Here is a 21,000-nt window from a genome sequence, read left to right on the forward strand (position 1 = left end):
CGCTGCATTAAGCCCGCGTTGCTGACGGCCGTTCTCCGGGGCAGACCCGCCACGCCATGGCGCAGCGGCTGCCCCGCTCAAAACCGTGGGCATATTCGGCCGTCAGCATCTCTGCCAGGTGCGGGTTCGTTGCCGGTTCAAACCCCAGGCGGCAGTAGAACGGCGCGTTCCACGGCACGTGCTTGAATGTCGTCAGCGTTACCGAATCCAGCCCGTTTGATCGCGCGTGCTCCATCGCAACTTCAACCAGCTTGCGCCCCCATCCTTGACCTTGCACCGCCTGTGCGACCGACACTTCAACGATATGCAAAGCGTCACCCTGGCGCTCTGCACTCAGGAAACCCTGCGGCGCGCCCTGTGCATCGACGACCACCCAGCATGTCGACAAGGCAATCAATTGTTGATGGCGCTCTACGCTCAGGGTGACGGTATCTGCCAACCACGCCAAGCCTTCGATCTCACGGAATACCTGGGCAGCGGAATGTTCCACACCCGGCAGGAAAGGCGCGTCATCGCGTTGAGCCGGTCGAATGTGTGCAAGCATGAAGTCCTCCTCTACTGCGCAGGCTGTTTGCGGTACATCCCGGTGAAATAAGCCGGGTTGTCCGGCGCCGAGTTATGCTCGATCACCGCGAAATTTTTCACCAGTTGAATGTGATAAGGGCCGTTACGCTGGGGCGCCAAAGGTTCGGGCACGATGATCAGGTTTTCGGTTTCCATCGCCTGGGTGTACTGCGTGGTGACGATGACGTTTTCCGTGCCGGCGTCTTTTAGCGTCAGCGTAATCTGAGCCACTTCCCGGCCTTCGGCGTTGCGCTCGGGCAGGACAGTGATGTCGAGGTCGCCGTCACGGTCGAGGAAGTCCTGGCGCATCTGGTAATGGCCGTTGCGTTGGTCACGCGCGACCTCGTCGAACTTGTCGTAATCGGGCTCCTGGTACTCGTCGTGCAAATAGATCGCCAACTCCCGCGTGTCTCCTTTGGTGCCGCTGACCCAGGTACCGCCGTAGTCCTTGGAGATCCGCCAAATGCCGGTCTGCCGACCTTCATCGGTGTATTCGTGCAGGTTCAGGAAGGGTTCATCGGCATAGTCTTCACGCGAACCAATCAACAGGATCGACTGGCCGTTGCCATTCTTCGTGTAGCGCAATTGCCCGATCACCACCGCGCCCTGGTCCTGATACCAGAGTTCGACGGGGATCTTGCCATCCAGCGTGCCGACCAGCCTGCGCGCATCTTCGTTGACCGGGCCTTCGAGCCGTGGGGTTTCTTGCCATTGGCCGTCTTTCCACTCCCCGGTGGTTCGCAGCATGTAGCCGCGCGGCATACTGGAATTTTCACCGAACTCGGTGGGCGGGACTTCTTCCTGAGTGTAAAAACCCAGCCGGAGCAACTGGCCGTCGCGCATCTGCCACTGGCTGGAGCGCGTCCAGCAACAGCCGCGGTCGGTTTGCGAATGGATAATGCCGTCCTTGGGATTGACTGTGAACATCCCGCCGCTGGTTTCATTGGCGAGGTCGGTCAACGGGCGATTGAGTACCCAGTGCGGTGCCGAAGGATCTTGCAGGTAAACATCGTAATTGGGCTGCAACTCGCCATCCGGGCCCCTGCCGTTGTTGATGGCGACGTCCTGGCGACCGTCGAAGTTGAAGTCGCCGAAGTACAACAGGCCGTACTCGCCGACTAAGTGCCAATCCTCGGTTTTGCCGTTGCGATCCAGCGGCACCCTGCCGGCCGGGGTCCGCAATTGCTGCAAGATGTCCAGGCTGGCTTTGTCGCGCACGGTGATGAGTGCCGGTGCCAGTTGTTCGCGCTCTGGCGGTAGCTCCGCAAACAACACTTCAACCAAGTAGTGACCGCTGGGGTCAATGACCGAAAACGAACGGGGTTCGGCCAACACCTGGGCGGTACCGGCCATCAACACCCACATACCGAGCAGTAACGCGCGCATCCAAAGCATCCTTGCTGAAATTCGGGGCCGCAGTGTAAAGGCAAACGGGCTGGAGTTTCGAACAAATCACTGTGTAGGCTCCCGCAATGGCTGATATGTTTTGCAGCTCGCACGCACAAGGACAGGCCATGGCACCGTTAGACGCAAACACCGCATTGCTGATCATCGACATGCAACAAGGCATGAACCGCCCTGGCCTCGGTCGCCGCAATAACCCCGACGCCGAACAACACATGCAGGCCTTGCTGGCTGCTTGGCGGCAGGCCCAGCGCCCGATCGTGCATATCCGCCATATCTCGCGCACCCCAGGCTCAGTGTTCTGGCCCGGCCAGCCCGGCTGCGAATTCCAGCCGGCGCTGCAGCCAGTCGCCCACGAGCACGTCGTTGAAAAAAACGTCCCGGATGCGTTCGCCGCCAGCGGCCTTGAACGCTGGTTGCGCACGCGCTCGATCCAGAAGGTGGTGATCGTGGGCGTCATCACCAACAACTCGGTGGAGTCGACGGCACGTTCAGGCGGCAACCTGGGCTTTGAGGTGACGGTGGCGGCGGATGCTTGCTATACGTTTGATCAGACTGATCTGTCCGGGCGGGTCTGGCCTGCGGAAGATGTGCATGCGTTGTCGCTGAGCAACCTGGCGATGGATTACGCCAGGGTCATCGGGACTTCTGAAATCCTCAGGGCTCATTGAACAAGGACGCTCTGATGACTCACCCCGAAGGCAAACACATTGTCGTGATCGGTGCCGGCATCGTCGGCGCTTCCCTGGCGTATCACCTCGCAGTGAAAGGCGCGAAAGTCACCGTCGTCGAAGCGCAAGACATCGCGTCCGGTGTGACGGGCACCTCGTTCGGCTGGATCAACACCACACGTCGCGCGCCGGACCCGATCGCGGCGTTGCGCAGCACAGCCATCAGTGAGTTTCACCGGCTCGAAGCACAACTGCCTGACCTCAAGATACAGTGGGCCGGTTCCCTGTGTTATGGCGCGGACACGGACGAGGCGCTGCCCGCTTCAAGCCACCAGTCTCCCGCCTCTCGCGTGGCACGCTCACGTGTTCTTGAGCTTGAGCCGCACCTGAAAAATCCCCCTGAACAGGCGTTGTACAAAGCCGAAGAAGGCGCGCTCGACCCCGCGCAAGCGACCCATACACTGATCGCAGGCGCCAAGGCCCAGGGGGCTGAGGTGCGCACGCACACGCAAGTGCTCGGTTTCACAACCCGGCACGGTGAAGTAGTGGCCGTGGACACCACGACGGGCAGGCTGGAGGCCGATGTCGTCGTCATCGCCGCTGGCACCGGCCTCAAAACGCTGACAGGCCTGCTCGGCATGCCACTTCCGGTCGAGGCTTCCCCTTCTATCTTCATTCGCTACACGGCACAACCTGGCGTGGTGCGTACGCTCGTCTCCAACACGGAGATGGAGGTGCGACAAACGCTGGAGGGTGCGGTGTGGGCGGCGCAAGACTACCTGGGCGATGCGCTGCAGGACGCGCCGTCTGTGCTCGCTCAGCAGCTCGGCGAGGTGATCCACAAGGCGTTCGACGGTATCGGCCCGCTGGACCTGCAAACGGCCTGCGTGGGACTTCGGCCGGTCGCGGTGGATGGCCTGCCGGTCATCGGCTACTTGCCAACCGTCGGCGGCGTCTACGTGTGTGCAATGCACCCCGGTGTGACGTTGGCCGCCGCCGTCGGGCGCCTGGCCTGCGAAGAGATCATCGACGGCACGCCGTCCAGCCTTCTCGAGCCCTGCCGCCCCGGCCGATTCAAGCCAGCGCCTGGCGCCAGTGAAGCAAGGTGAAGGTAAGCACCGCGTGGCGTGCTAGGTGGATGCCGGCCGTTCGCCCAGCCGCTCCACCAACCGCACCAGGTACCCATCCGGGTCCTGCACTAAAAACTCGCGCTGCCCGACCTCTACCTCACCCGCTCGGTACCAGACATCTGCGCACGCTTTGAACAGCGGATACGCCGCCTGCTCCAAGCGTTGAAGCACCGGTTCTACCGTCGTCACATCAATCTGCAGGTTCAAGCCGCGTCCGAATGGGCGTTGCAACTCACCGGTCTGCCACTGATTGGCGAGGGGATCGACCTGTTCGAGCATCACTTGGGCACCGTCCAGGTCGAGGTAGGCAAAGCCCTCTTCCAGCCGCTGGTAAGCCACCGTAAAACCCAGGCAAGACACCCAGAAGTCCAGGCTTTTACCCAGGTCGGTCACCATCAGCTCGGGCACCAATCTGTTTCTTTGCATCATGCGTTTGCTCCAACACCACCCGTGAGGTTCAACAACCGCGCGATCTTCTCGCGCAACTCACCGTGCTGTTCTTCGGCATAGGGCGTGGCGGTTTTCCAGTCGTAGAACCACACGGGCATCTTGCGTTTGTCATCCGGCTCATCGGCGTAGCGAGGAAACAGGTGGCAGTGCAACTCCGGCTCGGAGTTGCCCAAAATCTCGTAGTTCATGCGCAGCGCGCCAGTGGCTTGCAGCACTGCGTCGCCCAGGCGGGCCATGTCGAGAAGGTAGACGGCACGGGCTTCGGGATCCAGGTCATTCAGGCTGGTTACTACCGGGTCTGGCAGCAGCAGGCAGTAACCCGGCAGGAACTGCACATCTCCCATCACCGCCCAGCCGGAGGCCATGCGGCAGATGACTTTATTGTTGGCGCCGTCGCGGGCCAGTGCTACACGTTCCGTGATCAGGGGCATGGTCGTCCTTGAGGGTAAAAGTATCGACGCCATACTATCCCTATTTGAGCCCGAGAGGCCCCGTGTAGCCGGTTCGATCATCAGGTAAAGTACCGACACACTCCACCGACAAAGGATTGAGCGTGAGTACTCCTCAGGACTGGCTGACAAGGCTCAAGAACCGCGAAGTGCCTTCATCTTTCTGGGCAAGTCAGCGGCTTAACGAAGCATCGGAGGTGCTCGCGAACGCCGAAAAAATGGGGAATTGGGTAGAACTCAGCCGCCATCACAACGGCTTTATTCGAGAGGTCGCAGTACGGGAACTGTGCACTCAATCTTCTCCCCAAGCGTTGGCGGCATTGACTGAGCGACTGAATGATTGGGTTCCACAGATCAGGGACCTTGCCGCAGCCGGGCTGGAACGCTACCTGTGTTCGGCGCAGGTCACCGCTCTGCTGTACGTGCTGGAACCGATCATGGCCTTGGCCGCTCGCCAACGGGTTGATCACGGCCCGTCCCTCAGCGCAATTCGTCGGGTCCTGCAATCACCTGATGTCTACGCTCAGGTCTACGCACATTTTCTTTCGCGGCAGGGCAAGGCAGCGCGTTATCTGTTCGCGCTGCTACTGGAGAAAACCGCTGAACCCGAGACGCTCTTGAGGGCCGCTCTCGCCCATAGGGAATTGACGGTTCGATTGCAGGCCCTATCTGCCTGCAAGACGTTACCCGCTGAAATAGCGTCGCCGCTGTTGTTGGAGGCGCTGTCCCGACCGGGTGCCAAAGTTCGTGTCTGTGTGCTGAACGCGTTGCTGCCTGTGCTTGCCGACCCGCAACCGGTACTGCGTCGTGCGCTGCTGGACGCCTCCCCTGCGATTCGCAGCCTCGCGCGTTGGGCAGCTCCTCGCCACGGTATCGACGCCCTTGAGGTGTTGAATCTACGATTGACTGAACACATGCCGGACACAAAGCGCGACTGGCTGGGCCTGATGGGGCTGGCCTTTGAGCTGGATGCCGAGATGCCCGAGAGTTGGCGCACGAACGCGCTAGGCTCCCCCTACGCCACGGTACGACAAGCCGCAATCCGCCTGCTGCGCGGCAGCTCGCTATCCGCCCTGTTTGCGGCGCTTGAGGATCCTTCGTCCAAGGTATTCAACCTGTCGATTGCTCAACTCAACACGTGCCCTTGGGCCAGCATCAGCGTCGAGTTGAGCGCACTACTTGATAGTGACTGGCACCCCTTACCGACGCCTCGGCGCGAAGCAATCCTTCAGCTGTTCCCGACCTGGCAGCAAGCGGCCTACCTGCTCAAGCGAATGGAATCAGAACCGGTGGTTCAGGCCTATTGGCTACGCCAAGTGAATGAGTGGATTAACCGCCAGTACGCAGTAGTCGACCCGGTCACCTCCAAGGCCGAGCGCGGCGCGCTGGTGAACACGCTACATACCTTGGCCAAGGACGGCCTGATCAACCGTGACCACCTCGCCCGTATTACCTGAAGGGTCCCATTCCTATGCGCATAGCGTGTATGCACACCGCCACCAGTAACATCGCCGTCTTTGCCGCAGCCGCCGAAGCGCTGGGCGTTACGCCCGATAGCCTGCGCCACGAAGTGCGTGCCGACTTGTTAACCGCCGCCGAATTGGCCGGTGGCTTGACCGAGGACATCAGCCGGTCAACCGTTGCAGCGCTGGTGGTGCTCTCTGAAAACGCTGACGTCGTGCTGCTGACCTGCTCGACGCTGGGCCCTGCCGTTGATGACGTACCCACAAGCGTACGAGTGCCGATTGTGCGCACGGACGAGGCCTTGGCAACCGCTGCGGTTCAGACAGCGGGAAAAGTCGTGGTGCTATGCGCCGTTAGCACGACCCTTGAGCCCACCTCAAACGTGTTCCACACAGCAGCACTGCAAACGAATGCAGCTATCGACGTAAGGCTCGTCCCCGGGGCATGGGCATTGTTCAAAGCGGGTGATAACGAAGGTTACCTGTCGGCTATCGCAAAAGCGGCCGACCGCGCCTACGTTGATGGGGCGTCAGTCGTTGCGCTGGGGCAGGCGTCAATGGGTGAAGCCGCCAGCCGTGTCGTCGCAGGCCCGCCACCACTGACGAGCGCAATGACCAGTCTGAAGGCGGCTTTAAAAGCGATCGAAGGTTGAGGCATCAGCTCAACCGCTTACGCCGATACTCATCCGGCGTTTCCCCGGTGAGCTTGCGGAACATACTGATGAACGCCGATGAGCTGCTGTAGCCCAGATCGAAAGCCACCGCCTCTACCGAGTCGCCCGCCTTGAGCCTGACCAGCGACGCCGTGACCTTCAACCGCTGCTTCCACTGCGCCAACGACATGCCCAAATCCCGCTGGCAACGCCGCAACAGCGTGCGCTCGGTGGCATTGACCAGCTGCGCCCATTGCGCCAGCGAACGACCGTCCGCCGGGTTCTGCTCCAGGGCTTCGAGAATCGGCGCCAGCACCGGGTCGGTGGACCCTGGCAGGTAGCTGCCCACCCGCGAGGTACGGTTCAAACGGTCGAGCAACACCGTCAACAACCGGCCCTCCTCGTCCGTCTGTACCGGCCCGGGCGGTGCCGCGTGAAGCTCTTCGAGCAATTCGCGGATCAGTGGGGTGATGGTCAGCGCGCAGGCCTCCTGGGGCAGGCGCTCGCACAAGGCCGGCGCGATGTAGAGTGAGCAGTGGCAGGCCTCCTGATGATTCATCGCGTTGTGCTCCACGTTCGGTGGCAGCCACACGCCATATTGCGGCGGCGCGATGAAATGCACGCCGTCGAGCTTGAGTTCCATGACGCCACTGAACGAATACACGAACTCACCCCACGGATGGCGATGCCACGGGTACGCCGCCGACGCGGGCATGCGTGCTGCACGGAAGTAGATCGGCGTGGGCAACTCGTCGGTGAACGGCGCGAGGATCAGGTGTTCGGCTGGCGAGTTCATGGGCGAGGCTTCCGGGCGGCGTTGACGCGCTCAGTATGGGCCATCCCCGTTTGCGCAGCTTGGTCACGCAAGCGCTCGAGCAGCAAACGAAAGGCCGGCTTCAGCTGTCGGCGGCTGGGATAATACAAATGATAGCCGGTGACCGTCGTGCACCAATCCTCCAACACCCGCACCAGCTTGCCCTGGGCAACGGATTCGGCGACGACGTCCTCAGGCAGATGCGCCAGGCCGATACCGCCCAGGGCGAAATCCAGGATCAGCGCCACGCTGTTGCCCACCACCTGCCCTTCGGGGCGTACCTTGAGTTCACGTTTGCCTTTCCTGAACGGCCAACTCCACAACCCACCCGAGGTCGGCAAGCGCAAGTTGATCCCGGTATGCGCTACCAGGTCATGGGGCGTCAGGGGCTTGGGACGGCGCTCGAAGTAGGCCGGCGAGCCCACCACGGCCATGGGAAAGTCCGGGCCGATACGCACGCTGATCATGTCCTTGGCCACTGATTCCCCCCAACGAACACCGGCGTCGAAGCGCTCGGCAACGATGTCCACCATGGCGTAGTCGTCGCTGATTTCCACGCTGATCTGCGGGTAGTCCTGCATCAACCCACACACCGCGGGCGTCAGCAGTGTGGCAGAAGCATGCTCCAGCGAGGTAATACGCAGGCTGCCGGCCGGTTTGCCACTCAGTTCCGACAGCTCGGCCAGGCCCGCTTCGATGCCATCGAAATGCGGACCGAGGCTTTCGAGCAAGCGTTCGCCCGCATCGGTGGGCGCCACACTGCGGGTGCTGCGCGTGAGCAATTGCACGCCCAGGCGCGCCTCCAGCTTGCGCAAGGTACGGCTGAGCGCCGGCTGCGACACGCCCATTTGCGCAGCCGCTTTGGTAAAGCTGCGCTCGCGGGCGACGGTCAGGAAGGCTATCAGGTCATTCACGCCGTCGAGCACCATTGATACCTCTGGGTTATAGGTCCATTCCCATCATACCGTCTAATCATGAGTCAATGCCGCTGATAGATTGGCCCGCCTCGAAGAACCTCACGGAGCAAAGGCCAGCACATGACCCACGTATTGATACTCGGCGCCACAGGCAACCTGGGCACCGCGACGGCGCGCGCACTCACCGACCACTTCCCTGACATGCGCTTGCGCCTGGCCAGCAGCCGCCCCGCAGGCGTGGCCAAACTGCAAGCGGCCTTCCCCGCGGCGCAGGCCGTGCAGGCCGACTGGTATGACCCGGCCAGCCTGCTAAAAGCCGTCGAAGGCACCGACAAGGTGTTTATCGTGACCCCGGATTTTGTCACCGATGAACTGCAAGTCACCCCCAACATCATCAACGCCATCAAGCGCGCGGGCGGCACGTCCCAGGTGATTCGCTTCATCGCGATTCCGCCCGGGCTCACCGCGCAAGACCTGGCGCCGGAGTTTCTCGCGACCCGCTGCGGCGCCAACCTGCATACCCTGGCCAAGCCATTGCTCGACGCCAGCCGCTTGCCGGTGACCTACATCAACGCGGCGTGCTGGATCATGTTCAACCTGCCGTGGTTCGTGGCCAACGACGTAAAAACCAAACGCCAGTTCATCATGCCGTCCGTGAGCGATGCACCACGCCTGCACCTGTCGGAACTGGACATCGCCGCCGTCGCTGCGCGCATCATCGCCGACCCTGCCGCAGAGCACGTGGGCCAGGACTACCTGATCACCGGCACCGAGCGCCTCGACTACCGCCAAATCAGCGCCTTGCTCAGCGAAGTGATCGGCGAGACCGTGACCTACGTCGACAGTGACAGCACCTTGCGCGAAATCCTCGGCGACTATTTCGAGCCGGTCATGACCTATTACCGTCACGAAGTCGAGGCCTACAAGGACGTGCCGGTGACCGACACCGTGCAGCAACTGACCGGCCGTGCCACCACGACTTTGCGTGACTACCTGCTCGCCAACAGACACCTGTTCGCTTGACCGCCCGGGCTCCCGGGTGCGGGAGCCGGCTTTTCCAACAATAAGAAAATGGACCCCGCCATGCGCTTTCTTGCCTCAACCACCTTTACCCTGGCCCTCACACTCAACCACGCTCTGGCCGCGCCACTGGAAGGAGGCGCCGTCGCGGCGCCCGACGAATATGGTGCACAGGTCGCCGCCCAGGTGCTCAAGGCCGGAGGCAATGCGGTGGACGCAGCGATTGCCACCGCCTTTACCCTGGCCGTCACCTACCCCGAGGCCGGCAACATCGGCGGGGGCGGTTTCATGACCCTCTACATGCACGGCAAGCCCTACTTCCTCGACTACCGGGAAACGGCCCCCAAGGCCGCGACCAAGACCCTGTACCTGGACGCCAACGGCGAAGTCATCGAAAACCTCAGCCTGATCGGCGCCCGCGCCGCCGGCGTGCCCGGCACGGTGATGGGGTTGTGGGAAGCCCATCGACGCTTCGGCAAGCTGCCCTGGCGCGAACTGGTGAAACCGGCCATCGGCTACGCCAACCAGGGCTTCAAGGTGGCCGGACAACAGTTCCAGTACCGTCAGAACGCGATTGCCCTGTTCAACGGCAAAACCAACTTTGGCGACTATTTCGGCGCGATGAAACCGGGGGCCACCTTCCGGCAGCCGGAACTGGCCAACACCCTGCAACGCATCGCCGCCAACGGCCCCGATGAGTTTTACAGAGGCCAGACCGCTGACCTGTTGGTGGCACAGATGCAGCGTGACGGTGGGCTGATCACCCATCAAGACCTGGCGGACTACCGCGCCGTGTGGCGCGAGCCCATGCACATCGACTGGCAAGGCAATCGCCTGTACACCGCCCCCTTGCCCAGTTCCGGCGGCATCGCCCTGGCCCAATTACTGGGCATGAAGGAACAGCGCAAAGCGGATTTTGTAGGAGTGCCACTCAACTCTGCGCGTTACCTGCACCTGCTGGCAGAGATCGAAAAGCGCGTGTTTGCCGACCGCGCCGACTACCTCGGCGACCCGGACTTTTCCGAGGTGCCCGCACAGCGACTGACTGACCCTGCCTACATCGCGCAGCGCGCGGCCCAGATCAACCCGGACGCCCTCTCGCCCACCGAGCAGGTGCGCCCCGGCCTTGAGTCCCACCAGACCACGCACTTCTCGATCATCGATGCCGAGGGCAACGCCGTCAGCAACACCTACACCCTGAACTGGGACTTCGGCAGTGGCGTGGTGGTCAAGGGTGCGGGCTTCCTGCTCAATGATGAGATGGACGACTTCAGCGCCAAACCAGGCGTCGCCAATGCCTTCGGCGTGGTCGGCAACGATGCCAACGCCATCGCCCCGGGCAAGCGCATGCTCTCCTCCATGAGCCCGAGCATCGTTACCCGTGATGGCAAGGTCAGCCTGGTGCTGGGCACGCCAGGCGGTTCGCGCATCTTTACGTCGATCTTCCAGGTGCTGAATAACGTCTACGATTTCCACCTGCCGCTGGACAAAGCCGTGGCCGCGCAGCGCGTGCATCACCAATTGCTGCCCAAGGACACGCTCTTCTATGACGCGTATGCGCCGCTGACCGGCGAGGTTGCCCAGCAACTGCAGCGCATGGGCTACGTGCTCAAGGACCAGGGCTGGTTGATGGGCGATATCCAGGCAATCCAGGTCAACGGCCGCACCGTGCAGACCGCTTCGGACCCACGGGGCCGTGGCGTGGGGTTGGTGGTACGGCCTTAACTATCGATCACCCGCTGCAAATGGATCGCCAGCTCCGTGGCAAACCGGCGCTCCGGCGTCTCCACGTCAATACCGAACAACTCCTGGATACGCGCCAGGCGGTAACGCAGCGTGGTCACGTGCACGCCCATCGCGTCAGCGCAGGCCTGGCTGCGGCAGCTTTCGCGCAAGTAGGCGGTGAGGGTTTCCAGGTACGGCGTCTGGTGCTTGCGGTCGTGCTCCAGCATGGCGCCGACGCTCTCGTTGACGAAGGTGCGGATGTCTTCACCGCCCACCGCGGCCACGAAGATCGGGATGGGCCCGAAGTCCTGGTCAGAGATCGGCCCGCTGCGGCCAAACGAGCGGGCGATGTCGATCAGGCGGCGGCACCGTTCCCAGGCGCCGGGGTAATCGGTGAGGGCGTGGCAGACGCCGCTGGCCAGCAGGAGCGGCTCGCCGCCCAGGTAGTGGGCCAGGTCTTCGGCGATCTGGCGCTTGACCTTGGTGCGGCGTTCGCGGCCCTTTTCGCCTTCGGCGGGCACCAGGCACACCAGGCCGTTATCGACACTGATGACCGTGGCCGGGATCGACGCGCGAGCCAGGATGCGCGCTACGTTGTGGTGCAGGTTCTTGGCTTCACGGGCCTTTGCGCCGTAGTCGATGATGATCATCTGCTGCGCCTGGTTGAACTGGATACCCAGGCGCTGGGCACGTTGCTGGATGTCGTCGGCATCGCGCCAGCGGCCTTCGAGCACTTCGAACAGCAGTTCGGTCTGGGTGCGGGTCTCGAAACGGAAGCGGATAAAGCTGCGCATCATCTGCACGCTGAGGGCGAACTTGGCGCTTTCGAGCATCAGCAAATCCAGTTCATTGACCGGCGCCGCCACCGGGAACAACACCAGCGCACCCACCAGCTCATGGTCGACCATCAGCGGTTCGATCTGCGCCCGCAGGGTGAACTGGCGCTGGCCGTCGTCGAGAAACAGGTTGACGGTGTTCCGCAGGGCACTGCGCAGGCTGTCCTGGGCGGTCTTGGTGATCTGCACGCTCAACACGCCGGCCGCAGCCGCCTGCCAACTGCTGTCGTCGAACAGCGCGGGGTCCGGTGAGCGCCCCGCCACCACCTGGTTGGCGGTAAAGTCCACGGCGATCACCGGGTTGGGCAACTGGTTGCCGACCATCAGCGACAGCGACCCCACCGAACCGCCGCCCAGCACGTGCTCCAGCATCGAGGTGTGCACATGCAGCGCCTGCTGCATGCGTTCGGCAGCGCGGCGTTCGGCTTCCAGCTGGCGCTGGCGTTCCACGGCGATGGCGCCCAGGTGGATGATCATGCCGAGGAACACCCGGTCTTCTTCGGACACGTCCATCAAGGTGCGGGAAATCACGCTGAGCACCATAGGCCGGCCGTCAAAGTCGGTGCAGTTCATCGGCATCACCATCACCGTGCGGTAGTCGCGCTCCACCGATTCGCGGCGATAGCCCGGGTACTCGCAATCACGCACGTCGCGGATAAACACCGGTTCGTTGCGCTGCAACGCGGTCATCACCGGGCTGGAGGACAGCTCCCAACTGTCCACCAGCGGGCGCTGTACCAGGGTGGGGTCGTGACGGGCGATCACATGGCCGAACCCCGCCTCCATGTCGATGGCCATGATCGAACTCATGGTCCAGTGGGTATGGCGGCAGCTGGCGTACACCAACTGGTGCAGCATCGACTGCAAGTCGCCGCCGGAGTTGATCTGGCTGGCCACGTCGCGCAGCGACAGTATCTGCATTTCTCGATTCAAGGCGCTCACCTGAACGGGTGGAACATGGCAGCCAAGGTGCCTGCCCGGCCCGCCTGATACTTGCTCCACTTCGTAGCAATGTCCACTGCTTTTATGCGCCGAAACGACGGAAGACGGGTTTTGCCTTTGCCCATAGCCTTGGGTCAAACCAACAGCCACAAGGGCGACACCTCATCATGAATCTGGACAATCTGGGCGTCAGGAAATACTGCACCTTCATCGAAGAAACCTTTATCGAAGGGGGCAAGGACGCCGGCAAACCCATCACGCTGATCGTGGTAGCCGCCATCTTGAAAAACCCCTGGGCCGGCCAAGGCTTCGTCGAAAACCTGCGCCCCGAGATCCTGCGCCTGGCCCCCGGCCTGGGCCACGAAATGACCCGCCGCCTGATTGCGCTGATGCCGGGTGGCAAAGTCGAGGCCTTTGGCAAGGCCGCCGCCGTGGGCGTCAACGGTGAGATCGAACACGCCTCGGGCCTGATCCACACCCTGCGCTTTGGCAACCTGTTCCGCGAAGCCGTGGAAGGCACCGCCTACCTGAGCTTCACCAACACCCGCAACGCGCCGGGCGCCCTGCTCGCCTTGCCAATGGTGCACAAGAGCGAAACCGGCAAACGCTCGCACTTCCTCACCGCCAACTTCCAGGTGGCCGATGCCCCGGGGCCGGATGAGGTGCTGATCGCCATTGGTGCCTCGGACGGTTCTCGCGCCCACCCACGCATCGCCGACCGTTATCAGGACATGGCGGAGATGGAAGCCGAGCAGCCCAAGGACTGAGCCCTGCGCTGAAACCGCGCAAAACTTTCCAGGGATTTACCCGTGATCGTCGCAAGCCTGGGGCTGGAACCGCCCGTAGGCTTGCTTGACACCCCAACAACAGGAGCACTCCGATGCCGAGTACCGACAACGTTGCAGCCGTCGACCCGGGCGCCTTGCGCCAGGCCTTCGGCACCTTTGTGACCGGCGTGACCGTGATCACCACCCATGACGCCGACGGTAACCCTCGGGGCATGACTGCCAATTCGTTTACCTCGGTTTCCCTCGACCCGCCGCTGCTGCTGGTGTGCGTCGGGAAATCCGCCGCCAGCCATGGCGCGTTTGCGGCCAGCGAACATTTTGCCGTCAACTTGCTGCACGAAGGGCAAGTCGACGTGTCCGGCACCTTTGCCTCCAAGTCGCCAGACAAGTTCCACACCGTCAACCACGACACCGTGCACACCGGCGCGCCGATCCTCACCGACAGCCTGACCTGGTTCGACTGCACCGTGCACCAGCGCATCGACGCCGGCGACCACCTGGTGCTGATCGGCCAGGTGCGCGCCTTCGGCACCAGCCCCAAGTTGCCCCTGTGTTTCTGCCGTGGGCGTTACGCGAATATCCAGGACCCACTGCCGGCCAGCTGGCTGGACTCGCACAAGATGATCATCGGCTACCTGATCGAAACCGACGGCGCGATTCTGTTCCGCGCCGACGGCAAGGGCGGCTGGACCCTGCCCGTGGCGGGCAAGCGCAAGGGCTTTATCGATGCCGACAGCAGCGCCCTGCCGGTGGAGCTGGAGTCGACCTTCTTGTATTCGGTGTTCGATGTTGATGACACCGACCCGGGCTTTTTGATCTATCGCGCCCAACTTGGCGCGTTGGAGGCCGAACTGCCCGACACCCTGCGCTTCTTCCCGCTGGACGACCTGCCCATCGACCTTATGCCGGTCAACGAACTGCGCTCGGTGGTACGTCGTTATGCCCGCGAACGCGAGAACCAGCAATTCGGTATCTACACCGGCTCCGCCGCCAGCGGGCGCATCGCGATGCTCGAAAACGCCCCGCTTTGATCCGCACACACAGGACACTTGCATGAAAACCACGGTCAGCGCCCTTGAGGGCAATCGTCTCAACCTGTTTATCGACGGCCGCTTCGCCGAACCGGCCAGCGGCACCTATGTCGACAGCTTCGACCCCACCACCGGCCAGGCCTGGTACCAGTTCGCCCAGGGCGACGCCAGCGATGTCGCCCGCGCGGTGGCATCGGCCAAGCGCGCCTTCCACGACCCGCAGTGGCGCGACATCACGCCCACCGCACGGGGCAAGCTGCTCTATCGCCTGGCGCAACTGGTGGCCGAACACGCCGAGGAACTGGCCCTGCTGGAAACCCGCGACAACGGCAAGCTGCTGCGCGAGATGAGCGCGCAAATGAGCGCCCTGCCCGACGCCTACACCTACTTCGCCGGCATGGCCGACAAGCTGCAAGGCGAAGTGATCCCGGTCAACAAGCTCAACCAGCTCAACTACAGCAGCCGCGAGCCCCTGGGCGTGGTCGGCATGATCACCCCGTGGAACTCGCCACTGATGCTGCTCACCGGCACCCTGGCGCCGTGCCTGGCGATCGGCAATACCGTGGTGATCAAACCGTCGGAACATGCCAGCGCCTCCACCCTGGCCCTGGCCGAACTGATCATCCAGGCGGGCTTCCCGGCCGGCGTGGTCAACGTGGTCACCGGCAACGGCGCGATCACCGGCGATGCCTTGACCCGCCACCCGGACATCGCCAAGTACGTGTTTACCGGCAGCACCGACACCGGCCGCCGCATTGCCGGCAACGCCGCGAACAACCTGGTGCCGTGCCAGATGGAGTTGGGCGGCAAGTCGCCCCACGTGGTGTTCGCCGACGTCGACATCGAGAAAGCCGTCAACGGCGTGGTCTCGGGGATTTTCGCCGCGGCCGGGCAAAGCTGCGTGGCCGGTTCACGTTGTTTTGTCGAAGCCTCGATCTATGACCAATTTGTAGAAGCACTGGTGGCGCGCACGCAAAAAATCACCGTGGGCCACCCCATGGAAGCGAACACCGACATTGGCCCGCTTGCACTGCAGGCCCAACTGCAAAAAATCGAAGGCTATATCGCCAGCGGCCTGCAGCAAGGCGCCCAGGCCGCCATCGGTGGTAAACGCCCGAGCGCGGCGCATCTGAGCGAAGGCTGGTACTTCGAACCGACGGTGATGGCCAACGCCCGCAACGACATGCCGTTCATGCGCGACGAGCTGTTCGGGCCGGTGGTGGGCGTGATGCCGTTCAGTTCCGAAGAACAGATGATCAGCCTGGCCAACGACACCGCCTACGGCCTGGCCTCGGGCATCTGGACCCAGAACATCGACCGCGCCCTGCGCTTTGCCAGCCGCATCGACGCCGGCACGGTGTGGATCAACACCTACCGCAGTTCGGCCTACATGTCGGCCAACGGCGGCTTCAAACAGAGCGGCTACGGGCGACGCGGCGGCTTTGATGTGATGCGCGAGTTCTCCCGCGCCAAGAACGTGATCATCGACTACTCCGGCGAGATGCAGGACCCGTTCGTGATTCGCCTGCGCTGATTATTCAAGGAGCCACACATGAAATTTGCCGTATCCCTGAGCATGGAACGTTTCTCCCCGGACGTGCCGATGCAGACCGTCATGGCCAACCTGCTGGAGCTGGCGAAGATCGCCGACGAAGGCGGCTTTGAAACCCTGTGGACGTCCGAGCACCACACCCTGGAATGCACCATCGCACCCAACCCGTTCCAGACCCTGACCTGGCTCGGCCAGCACACCGAGCGCATCCGCCTGGGCACCGCGACCATCGCGGCCGCCTACTGGCACCCGATCCGCCTGGCCGGTGAAGCGGCGCTGTGCGATCACTTGACCAAAGGCCGCCTGGAGTTCGGCATCGCCCGGGGTTCCTACCAGTACGAATTCGACCGCATGACCCCTGGCCTGCAACAGCAGGAAGGCGTCGGCTACATGAAGGAACTGGTGCCGGCGGTGCAGAAACTCTGGGCCGGCGACTACGCCCACGACGGCCATTACTGGAAATTCCCGCTGACCGCTGCGGTGCCCAAACCCTTGCAAAAGGACCACCCGCGCATCTGGGTGGCCGCACGTGACCCGGGCACCTTCGACTGGGCGGTGGGCATCGGCGCGAACATTCTGTCCACCCCGCTCTCCTTGCCCGCGGCGGAAATTGCCGTGCTGGGCGAAAAATTCAACAAGGCCGTGGCCGACAACCCGCACGTGCCGCGCCCGCGCTTCATGATGCAGCGGCGCACCTGCGTCTACGCCAACCCGGAAGACTGGCAAGTGCCGGTGCAACACAGCATGGACTTTGGCCGTGCGTTCGAAAACCTGATGCAGAACGTCGGCACCGTGCACAACGGTTTCCCCGAGCCAGTGCCGTTTGAGGCGGTGCGCGGCAAGGAGAACTACAACCCGGACAACATCCGCCGCAACCTGATGTTCGGCACCCCGGACGAAATCATCGCCAAGCTGCTCGACTATGAAGCGGCCGGCGTCGATCAATATTGCCTGGGCCTGACCTTCAACCTGCCGTTCGAATTGCAGAAGCAGACCCTGCGCCTGTTCATCGACGAGGTGATGCCGGTGTTCGCCGAGCGCGAGCGCGCCAAACGCCGCGAAACGGTTACGGGGTAAGCCATGGGCGACGCACAACAACTCAGCGTGGCGAATGTCACGCTCAACTACCGACTCGATGGGCACGGGCCTCGGCCGCTGGTGTGCATCCACGGCGTGGGTTCCAGCCTGGACGCCTGGGCCGAGGTGGTGCAGGGGTTGAAGGACGACTTCACGGTACTGACCTTCGACCTGCGCGGCCATGGGCAGTCGTCGCGCACGCCAGGGCGTTATGAAATCGACCATCTGGTGGGTGAAACCCTGGCGCTGGCCGAACACGTGGGTTTTGGGCGATTCGACCTGGCGGGGTTTTCGCTGGGGGGCCTGATCGCCCAGCGGCTGGTGCTGACCCATCCTGAGCGGGTACGCCGGCTGGTGCTGTTGTCGACCGTGGCCGGGCGTAATGCCGAAGAACGCGAGCGGGTTAAAGCACGCCTGGTCGCGCTGCAAGCCGGTGAGCCTGTGGCGCATTACGAAGCCTCGTTGGCGCGTTGGTTGACCGAGGCGTTCCAGGCACAGAACCCGGATGCCGTGCTGCGCTTGCGGCAATTGAATGCCGCCAATGACCCGGGGTGTTACGCCGCGGCGTACCGGGTGCTCGCCGAATCGGATTTCGGCGAGCAACTGGGGCTGATCCGCTGCCCGACACTCATTGCCACCGGCGCCGATGACCTCGGCTCCAACCCGCGCATGGCGACGTACATGCACGCGCAAATCCAGGGCTCGACCCTGCGGATTCTGCCGGGGCTGCGCCACTGCATCCTGATAGAGGCACCGCAGCAAGTGGCGGCGCTGATGCGCGACTTTTTAACCGATTCGGAGACTCACCATGGATAAGTCATTGCAGGCCGGTGGCGAACGCGTACGCCGCCAAGTGCTGGGGGACGCCTACGTCGACCAGGCCCTGGGCCGGGCCGACGATTTCTCGCGGCCGTTCCAGGACGTGTTGAATGAATATTGCTGGGGCATGGTCTGGACCGACGACGCCCTGGACCTCAAGCAACGCAGCCTGCTCAACCTGGGCATGCTCGCGGCGCTGGGGCGCATGGAGGAGTTTGGCGTGCACTTTTGCGGCGCCCTGCGCAACGGTTTGACCGATGAGCAATTGCGCGCAGCCCTGGTGCAAATCGCGGTGTATTGCGGCATTCCGGCGGGCGTCGAAGCCTTCCGCGTGGCGCGCAAGGCCCGGGAAGGCATGGCCCCGATGGAATCGCCTACCGGCTGACGCCCACCCCTTGCACCCGCCCCACGCTCATGCTGTAACTGCTTTGTCGAACAACAAGAAATTTTTGCGTTGCACCCTTGCGACAGCACCACCGACGGACCTTTGACTGCCAGTAGCCCAAAAATTTCTCTTGATGAAATTTCCGCAGATAGCAAAACAACAATTGGAGGCAATTGGTGAGCGAACGACTAAAGATCGAGAACCTGTATAAGGTGTTCTCTTCGGCGCCCGACCGAGCCATGCAGCTCTTGACCGCTGGCGCCAGCAAAGACCGGATCCTGGCGGAGACCGCCACGGTGGTCGGCCTCAACAACGTGTCGCTGTCGATCCCCAGCGGCGCGATCTACATGATCATGGGCTTGTCCGGCTCGGGCAAATCCACCCTGGCGCGGTGCATCAACCGGCTCAACGAGCCGACGGCGGGCAAGATCCTGCTGGACGGCCGGGACCTGGTCACCCTCAACGAAAACGAGTTGCGCGACGTGCGCCGCACGCGGATTTCCATGGTGTTCCAGCACTTCGCGCTGCTGCCGAACAAGACCGTGATCGAGAACACCGAGTTCGGCCTCAAGCTGCGCGGCGTGCCCCTTGCCGAACGGCGCAAGCGTGCCCTGGAAGTGCTCGGGGTGGTTGGCTTGGCCAAGTGGGCCGACCACCACCCTCACGAGCTGTCGGGCGGCATGCGCCAGCGCGTAGGGTTGGCCCGGGCGCTGACCACCGACGCTGACGTGTTGATCATGGACGAGGCGTTCAGCGCTCTCGACCCGCTGATTCGCACCGAGATGCAGGACGAGTTGCTGCGCCTGCAGCGCACGTTGAAGAAAACCATCCTGTTCATCACCCACGACTTCCAGGAAGCCCTGAAGCTGGGTACGCGCATCGCGATCATGGCCGACGGCCAAGTGGTGCGCGAAGGCACCCCCCAGGAAATCGTCGCCGACCCGGGCAGCGATTATGTGGCCGGGTTTACCCGGGAAGTGGACCGCTCGCGGCTGTTCGATGCGCGCTCGATCATGCAGCCGGCCAGCACCCTGCTGGTACAGGGCGACACCCGCGTGGTCGGCAATGACAGCGCCCATGCCTTTGTACTCAATGCGGCCGGCAAGGCCGTAGGCGTTCTGGATGCCGGCGCGTTGCTGGCGGTAGGCGCAGGCGGTGATGCCTTGCAGCGCCTGTCGCCGCAGTTCGTCAGCGTGCCGGCCAGCGCCAAGCTGGTGGAAGTGGCGCGCCTGCTCAAACCGGGCTACCCGGTGGCGGTCGCCGATGCCGACGGGCTGTTTGTCGGCACCTTGAACAGCGCCCATATCCTCGATTGCATCGCCAGCGTCCCGCCCCCTCGCCCTACCGTTTCGGAGGTTGCACATCATGCTTAAGTCAGAAGACCTCGCTGTTTTTCCCGTGGACCAATGGATCAGCGGCGGCGTGGAGTGGATCGGCATCCACCTGCGCCCGATCTTCCAGGCCATCCGCTGGCCGGTAGAGCACTTGCTGGGCTTCAGCGACACGCTGATCCACGCCATTCCGTTCCCGGTGATGGTGGTGCTGATGTTCCTCATCGCCTACCGCGCCGCCACCCTGGGCGTGGCCATTTTCAGTGCCGCCGCGCTGGTGGTGATCGCCGCCTTGGGCGTGTGGGACGAAGCCATGACCACCCTGTCGTTGATCACCACCGCGATTGTGATCTGCATGGTGGTGGGTATCCCGGTGGGGATCTGGTGCGCGCGCAGTGAGCGGGTGTGGGCGGTGATGCGGCCGATCCTCGACATCATGCAAACCACGCCGACTTTCGTGTACCTGGTGCCGGTGGTGATGCTGTTTGGCGTGGGCACCGTCTCGGGTGAAGTGGCGGTGGTGATCTCGGCGTGCCCGCCACTGATCCGCTTTACCTACCTGGGTATCCGCATGGTCGAAACCGAACTGGTGGAAGCCGGCCTGGCCTTTGGCGCCGACCGCAAGCAGTTGCTCTGGGAGATCCAGTTGCCCCTGGCCGTGCCGACCATCCTGGGCGGCCTCAACCAGACGGTGCTCACCGCCATGGTGATGTCCGTCGTCGTCGCCATGATCGGCGCCGAAGGCCTCGGCCTGGTGGTGCTGCAAGGCCTGGGACGCATGGACGTAGGCCGCGCGGCGGTCGGCGGAATCGCCATTGTGCTGCTGGCGATGATGCTCGACCGCATCACCCAGAACCTCGCGCAGCCCACACCAGGCAAGCGCAAATCGCTATTCAAGCGGCTGTTCACCCTGCGGGCGGTCAGCGCATAACAAGAAATCATGAATGTCGTTTTTTGACTGCCATCCCTTAACCATAAC

At 63.0% G+C, this 21,000-nt stretch carries 21 protein-coding genes; 14 read left to right on the top strand and 7 right to left on the bottom strand.

Annotated elements, in window-relative coordinates; translation table 11 throughout:
• Nucleotides 1-7: 7 nt before the first annotated feature.
• Nucleotides 8-544, bottom strand: coding sequence for a GNAT family N-acetyltransferase (locus AC07SU_RS01375; protein WP_494995960.1), 537 nt, complete (start codon nucleotides 542-544; stop codon nucleotides 8-10).
• Nucleotides 545-555: 11 nt separating this feature from the next.
• Nucleotides 556-1,950 carry an XAC2610-related protein gene (locus tag AC07SU_RS01380; protein WP_494995961.1) on the bottom strand — a complete coding sequence of 465 codons (1,395 nt, stop codon included), beginning with the start codon at nucleotides 1,948-1,950 and terminating at the stop codon, nucleotides 556-558.
• A gap of 128 nt (nucleotides 1,951-2,078) precedes the next feature.
• Between AC07SU_RS01380 and AC07SU_RS01385 the strand changes: the two genes are divergently transcribed.
• Together AC07SU_RS01385 and AC07SU_RS01390 are read left to right on the top strand one after the other, a co-directional pair.
• Nucleotides 2,079-2,639: a cysteine hydrolase family protein gene (locus tag AC07SU_RS01385; protein ID WP_494995962.1), complete on the top strand. Its 561-nt coding sequence runs from the start codon at nucleotides 2,079-2,081 to the stop codon at nucleotides 2,637-2,639.
• 14 nt (nucleotides 2,640-2,653) lie between these two features.
• Nucleotides 2,654-3,748 carry an NAD(P)/FAD-dependent oxidoreductase gene (locus AC07SU_RS01390; RefSeq protein ID WP_494995963.1) on the top strand — a complete coding sequence of 365 codons (1,095 nt, stop codon included), beginning with the start codon at nucleotides 2,654-2,656 and terminating at the stop codon, nucleotides 3,746-3,748.
• 21 nt (nucleotides 3,749-3,769) lie between these two features.
• Here AC07SU_RS01390 and AC07SU_RS01395 read toward each other — a convergent pair whose 3' ends face one another.
• Together AC07SU_RS01395 and AC07SU_RS01400 are read right to left on the bottom strand one after the other, a co-directional pair.
• Nucleotides 3,770-4,198 (bottom strand): bleomycin resistance protein, encoded by a 429-nt coding sequence (locus tag AC07SU_RS01395; protein ID WP_494995964.1) that lies wholly within the window; start codon nucleotides 4,196-4,198, stop codon nucleotides 3,770-3,772.
• The gene (locus AC07SU_RS01400; protein WP_494995965.1) at nucleotides 4,195-4,650 is read right to left on the bottom strand and encodes an HIT family protein; all 456 of its coding nucleotides are present in this window, start codon (nucleotides 4,648-4,650) and stop codon (nucleotides 4,195-4,197) included. Before AC07SU_RS01400 ends, AC07SU_RS01395 begins: the two co-directional genes overlap by 4 nt.
• Nucleotides 4,651-4,772: 122 nt before the next feature.
• On the opposite strand from AC07SU_RS01400, the gene AC07SU_RS01405 reads away from it, so the two are divergent.
• Together AC07SU_RS01405 and AC07SU_RS01410 are read left to right on the top strand one after the other, a co-directional pair.
• Nucleotides 4,773-6,125, top strand: a complete 1,353-nt coding sequence (locus AC07SU_RS01405; protein ID WP_494995966.1) for a PBS lyase — start codon at nucleotides 4,773-4,775, stop codon at nucleotides 6,123-6,125.
• A gap of 29 nt (nucleotides 6,126-6,154) precedes the next feature.
• Nucleotides 6,155-6,784, top strand: coding sequence for an aspartate/glutamate racemase family protein (locus AC07SU_RS01410; RefSeq protein WP_494995967.1), 630 nt, complete (start codon nucleotides 6,155-6,157; stop codon nucleotides 6,782-6,784).
• A 4-nt stretch (nucleotides 6,785-6,788) separates the two neighbouring features.
• On the opposite strand, the gene AC07SU_RS01415 is transcribed toward AC07SU_RS01410, so the two are convergent.
• Nucleotides 6,789-7,580: an AraC family ligand binding domain-containing protein gene (locus tag AC07SU_RS01415; protein ID WP_494995968.1), complete on the bottom strand. Its 792-nt coding sequence runs from the start codon at nucleotides 7,578-7,580 to the stop codon at nucleotides 6,789-6,791.
• A complete protein-coding gene (locus tag AC07SU_RS01420; RefSeq protein WP_494995969.1) occupies nucleotides 7,577-8,527 on the bottom strand; it encodes a LysR family transcriptional regulator in 951 nt (316 codons plus the stop codon). The genes AC07SU_RS01415 and AC07SU_RS01420 overlap by 4 nt, the downstream gene beginning before the upstream one ends.
• Before the next feature lie 108 nt (nucleotides 8,528-8,635).
• Between AC07SU_RS01420 and AC07SU_RS01425 the strand changes: the two genes are divergently transcribed.
• Together AC07SU_RS01425 and ggt are read left to right on the top strand one after the other, a co-directional pair.
• Nucleotides 8,636-9,538, top strand: coding sequence for an NmrA family NAD(P)-binding protein (locus AC07SU_RS01425; RefSeq protein ID WP_494995970.1), 903 nt, complete (start codon nucleotides 8,636-8,638; stop codon nucleotides 9,536-9,538).
• Nucleotides 9,539-9,598: 60 nt separating this feature from the next.
• Nucleotides 9,599-11,260, top strand: a complete 1,662-nt coding sequence (gene ggt / locus AC07SU_RS01430; protein ID WP_494995971.1) for a gamma-glutamyltransferase — start codon at nucleotides 9,599-9,601, stop codon at nucleotides 11,258-11,260.
• Here ggt and AC07SU_RS01435 read toward each other — a convergent pair.
• Nucleotides 11,257-13,017, bottom strand: coding sequence for a helix-turn-helix domain-containing protein (locus tag AC07SU_RS01435; RefSeq protein ID WP_494995972.1), 1,761 nt, complete (start codon nucleotides 13,015-13,017; stop codon nucleotides 11,257-11,259). The two genes, ggt and AC07SU_RS01435, sit on opposite strands and share 4 nt — an antisense overlap.
• 188 nt (nucleotides 13,018-13,205) lie before the next feature.
• On the opposite strand from AC07SU_RS01435, the gene AC07SU_RS01440 reads away from it, so the two are divergent.
• The 8 genes from AC07SU_RS01440 to AC07SU_RS01475 all read left to right on the top strand — a co-directional run bounded on the left by AC07SU_RS01440 (nucleotide 13,206) and on the right by AC07SU_RS01475 (nucleotide 20,952).
• Nucleotides 13,206-13,805, top strand: a complete 600-nt coding sequence (locus tag AC07SU_RS01440) for an amino acid synthesis family protein (protein WP_259171571.1) — start codon at nucleotides 13,206-13,208, stop codon at nucleotides 13,803-13,805.
• A 113-nt stretch (nucleotides 13,806-13,918) separates the two neighbouring features.
• Nucleotides 13,919-14,857 carry a flavin reductase family protein gene (locus AC07SU_RS01445; protein ID WP_494995973.1) on the top strand — a complete coding sequence of 313 codons (939 nt, stop codon included), beginning with the start codon at nucleotides 13,919-13,921 and terminating at the stop codon, nucleotides 14,855-14,857.
• A gap of 22 nt (nucleotides 14,858-14,879) precedes the next feature.
• Nucleotides 14,880-16,391, top strand: a complete 1,512-nt coding sequence (locus tag AC07SU_RS01450; RefSeq protein WP_494995974.1) for an aldehyde dehydrogenase — start codon at nucleotides 14,880-14,882, stop codon at nucleotides 16,389-16,391.
• 18 nt (nucleotides 16,392-16,409) lie between these two features.
• Complete coding sequence (locus tag AC07SU_RS01455) at nucleotides 16,410-17,486, top strand: LLM class flavin-dependent oxidoreductase (protein ID WP_494995975.1); 1,077 nt, start codon at nucleotides 16,410-16,412, stop codon at nucleotides 17,484-17,486.
• A gap of 3 nt (nucleotides 17,487-17,489) precedes the next feature.
• A complete protein-coding gene (locus tag AC07SU_RS01460; protein WP_494995976.1) occupies nucleotides 17,490-18,302 on the top strand; it encodes an alpha/beta fold hydrolase in 813 nt (270 codons plus the stop codon).
• Nucleotides 18,295-18,690, top strand: coding sequence for a carboxymuconolactone decarboxylase family protein (locus tag AC07SU_RS01465; protein ID WP_494995977.1), 396 nt, complete (start codon nucleotides 18,295-18,297; stop codon nucleotides 18,688-18,690). Before AC07SU_RS01460 ends, AC07SU_RS01465 begins: the two co-directional genes overlap by 8 nt.
• Nucleotides 18,691-18,866: 176 nt before the next feature.
• Entirely contained in the window at nucleotides 18,867-20,063 is a 1,197-nt protein-coding gene (locus AC07SU_RS01470) for a quaternary amine ABC transporter ATP-binding protein (RefSeq protein WP_494995978.1), read from the top strand.
• The gene (locus AC07SU_RS01475; RefSeq protein ID WP_176995868.1) at nucleotides 20,056-20,952 is read left to right on the top strand and encodes an ABC transporter permease; all 897 of its coding nucleotides are present in this window, start codon (nucleotides 20,056-20,058) and stop codon (nucleotides 20,950-20,952) included. Before AC07SU_RS01470 ends, AC07SU_RS01475 begins: the two co-directional genes overlap by 8 nt.
• Nucleotides 20,953-21,000 lie beyond the last annotated feature (48 nt).

The sequence above is a fragment of the Pseudomonas sp. GW821-FHT05H12 genome, assembly GCF_059419385.1.

Excerpts from the sequence above, each read along its gene's own strand:
- AC07SU_RS01380 (WP_494995961.1), bottom strand. The coding sequence starts at position 1,950 with ATGCGCGCGTTACTGCTCGGTATGTGGGTGTTGATGGCCGGTACCGCC.
- ggt (WP_494995971.1), top strand. The coding sequence starts at position 9,599 with ATGCGCTTTCTTGCCTCAACCACCTTTACCCTGGCCCTCACACTCAAC.
- AC07SU_RS01460 (WP_494995976.1), top strand. The coding sequence starts at position 17,490 with ATGGGCGACGCACAACAACTCAGCGTGGCGAATGTCACGCTCAACTAC.
- AC07SU_RS01395 (WP_494995964.1), bottom strand. The coding sequence starts at position 4,198 with ATGATGCAAAGAAACAGATTGGTGCCCGAGCTGATGGTGACCGACCTG.
- AC07SU_RS01385 (WP_494995962.1), top strand. The coding sequence starts at position 2,079 with ATGGCACCGTTAGACGCAAACACCGCATTGCTGATCATCGACATGCAA.
- AC07SU_RS01465 (WP_494995977.1), top strand. The coding sequence starts at position 18,295 with ATGGATAAGTCATTGCAGGCCGGTGGCGAACGCGTACGCCGCCAAGTG.
- AC07SU_RS01440 (WP_259171571.1), top strand. The coding sequence starts at position 13,206 with ATGAATCTGGACAATCTGGGCGTCAGGAAATACTGCACCTTCATCGAA.
- AC07SU_RS01450 (WP_494995974.1), top strand. The coding sequence starts at position 14,880 with ATGAAAACCACGGTCAGCGCCCTTGAGGGCAATCGTCTCAACCTGTTT.
- AC07SU_RS01435 (WP_494995972.1), bottom strand. The coding sequence starts at position 13,017 with ATGCAGATACTGTCGCTGCGCGACGTGGCCAGCCAGATCAACTCCGGC.
- AC07SU_RS01455 (WP_494995975.1), top strand. The coding sequence starts at position 16,410 with ATGAAATTTGCCGTATCCCTGAGCATGGAACGTTTCTCCCCGGACGTG.
- AC07SU_RS01445 (WP_494995973.1), top strand. The coding sequence starts at position 13,919 with ATGCCGAGTACCGACAACGTTGCAGCCGTCGACCCGGGCGCCTTGCGC.
- AC07SU_RS01400 (WP_494995965.1), bottom strand. The coding sequence starts at position 4,650 with ATGCCCCTGATCACGGAACGTGTAGCACTGGCCCGCGACGGCGCCAAC.
- AC07SU_RS01475 (WP_176995868.1), top strand. The coding sequence starts at position 20,056 with ATGCTTAAGTCAGAAGACCTCGCTGTTTTTCCCGTGGACCAATGGATC.
- AC07SU_RS01375 (WP_494995960.1), bottom strand. The coding sequence starts at position 544 with ATGCTTGCACACATTCGACCGGCTCAACGCGATGACGCGCCTTTCCTG.
- AC07SU_RS01410 (WP_494995967.1), top strand. The coding sequence starts at position 6,155 with ATGCACACCGCCACCAGTAACATCGCCGTCTTTGCCGCAGCCGCCGAA.
- AC07SU_RS01390 (WP_494995963.1), top strand. The coding sequence starts at position 2,654 with ATGACTCACCCCGAAGGCAAACACATTGTCGTGATCGGTGCCGGCATC.
- AC07SU_RS01420 (WP_494995969.1), bottom strand. The coding sequence starts at position 8,527 with ATGGTGCTCGACGGCGTGAATGACCTGATAGCCTTCCTGACCGTCGCC.
- AC07SU_RS01425 (WP_494995970.1), top strand. The coding sequence starts at position 8,636 with ATGACCCACGTATTGATACTCGGCGCCACAGGCAACCTGGGCACCGCG.
- AC07SU_RS01415 (WP_494995968.1), bottom strand. The coding sequence starts at position 7,580 with ATGAACTCGCCAGCCGAACACCTGATCCTCGCGCCGTTCACCGACGAG.